This is a genomic window from Fretibacterium fastidiosum (assembly GCF_000210715.1).
GTDB lineage: Bacteria > Synergistota > Synergistia > Synergistales > Aminobacteriaceae > Fretibacterium > Fretibacterium fastidiosum.
This window is the reverse complement of the sequence record NC_021038.1, coordinates 187,181-188,801: the sequence shown is the minus strand read 5'-3', so window position 1 is coordinate 188,801 and position 1,621 is coordinate 187,181. Positions and strand designations below refer to the sequence as shown.

Below are 1,621 nucleotides of genomic sequence, written 5' to 3'. Positions count from 1 at the left end.
AGCCTTCCGGCTGCCATTCGCTACCGCTCACGGGCCGTCAGTCCCCCACTTCGGGGAGCCTTCCGGCTGCCATTCGCTACCGCTCACGGGCCGTCAGTCCCCCACTTCGGGGAGCCTTCCGGCTGCCGTTCGCTGCCGCTCACGGGCCGTCAGTCCCAGCCCCTGAGGGGCAGCCTCCCTTGCATAAGCAGACTGCCAGATTTCTCTATAAACGCGAATTGGTATGAGTTCCTCAATGGCAGGAAAGGAAAAAAGACGCAGCTAAAACAACGTCAACAACACCAACGTACACCCACCCTACACGAATACTTTTCCCTGTAAGTTGCCCGATAAAATACATCAACATAAACAATATATTGGCTAACACAAATCCACATGGGGGAACAACCGCAACAAGGGGTTTTAAAGAAACGGTATTGATGCTGGATAAAGCACTTGATAGATAATTGCTCCCTGTAGAAAAGGCAATAACCACAGCAGCAAAAATAGCGAGAATCGCGACAAAATCCACCTGAAGCCTGGAAAAGCGATCCTCGGCTCCCTTGGCGCGCTCCTCGACTTCTTTGGATAACGCATCGATTTTATTGAGCCGATCCTCCATAGAGGTCAGTCTACCTGCTTTGCCAAATAAAAACTCCCATCTGGATATTTCAAGCCAAAGGTGATCGTAAAGTTTAACAATTTTTTTCTGAAACGGGTTTTCTCGGTCGTTACAAACAAATTTCCTGATAGAGCTGAGATTCTCTCGAAAGGTTTCAATGTCTTTCCCCTCCGTTTTTTCAAAAATTTCTTTGAGAACCTCATCAAAAAACAACGAGTATTGATGACGGAAATCATCGTCATAAATGGAGCTCAAACGTACAATGTATGCAAGAAGTGGTTTTGAGTTCTCTTCCAACATCCCCACTGAGGGAGATGCCAACTCTAACAGGACTTTATGCAGATATTCCTGCTTTTTTCCACGTTTTTCCTCTAACACGACACACCCTCGCATTCTTTATCCACAATCAGCTCAAAATCAATAACACGATCCCTTCCTTCTCCGCCTTGATATACAGAATCCCACGCTCCACCTTTACGATGGGATTTGTTTACCAATTCATACGCCGTCCATCCTTTAAAACTCGCCAAACAAGTATTAAGGGTTTTTGTGTCGAGCCCTGACAAACTTACAGGCCGATACCGAAAAACAGGCTCAGCTCCATAGGCACAAAAGTCATAATATGCACTGAGAACAACTGGGCCCAAAGGCCATGCCACAAAGCTCTCATCAAAAAGATAAGCACCCTTCTTTTTTTGGTAATAGTCAATCCATGAAAAATAAAGCAACTTCTGCAGCTGTAAATTGCTGACAGGGGCATCAGCGTTGATGAAATAATTGACAATATACTGCGCAATGCTTTTAGCATCGGATACCATCACGCATCAACCTCCTCTTTGCTGTATTCGGTCTTATGATACCAAACTTGGGGTTCATTGTCTTCGGTAATCATCTATGGTTTTTAAGGACTACAAGACTCGAGTGCCAGGACAGGGGGCCGAGGCACAGGGCGAGGAGGAGGAGCCTTATCCCCCACAAAAGATCGTTAAGCTGGGGCGGTGGCTCGAAGGGCCGGAGGGG

General features: G+C 46.8%; 2 protein-coding genes. Both read right to left on the bottom strand.

Going from position 1 to position 1,621, the window contains the following annotated elements; all coding sequences use genetic code 11:
* Nucleotides 1–232 precede the first annotated feature (232 nt).
* A complete protein-coding gene (locus tag SY1_RS00870) occupies nt 233–979 on the bottom strand; it encodes a hypothetical protein (protein WP_208872502.1) in 747 nt (248 codons plus the stop codon).
* Nucleotides 973–1,419, bottom strand: a complete 447-nt coding sequence (locus SY1_RS00865) for a Panacea domain-containing protein (protein WP_243440695.1) — start codon at nt 1,417–1,419, stop codon at nt 973–975. The genes SY1_RS00870 and SY1_RS00865 overlap by 7 nt, the downstream gene beginning before the upstream one ends.
* Nucleotides 1,420–1,621 lie beyond the last annotated feature (202 nt).

What these genes read in the sequence shown, in the direction of transcription:
- SY1_RS00865 (WP_243440695.1), bottom strand. Translation starts at nt 1,419, where the DNA reads ATGGTATCCGATGCTAAAAGCATTGCGCAGTATATTGTCAATTATTTC.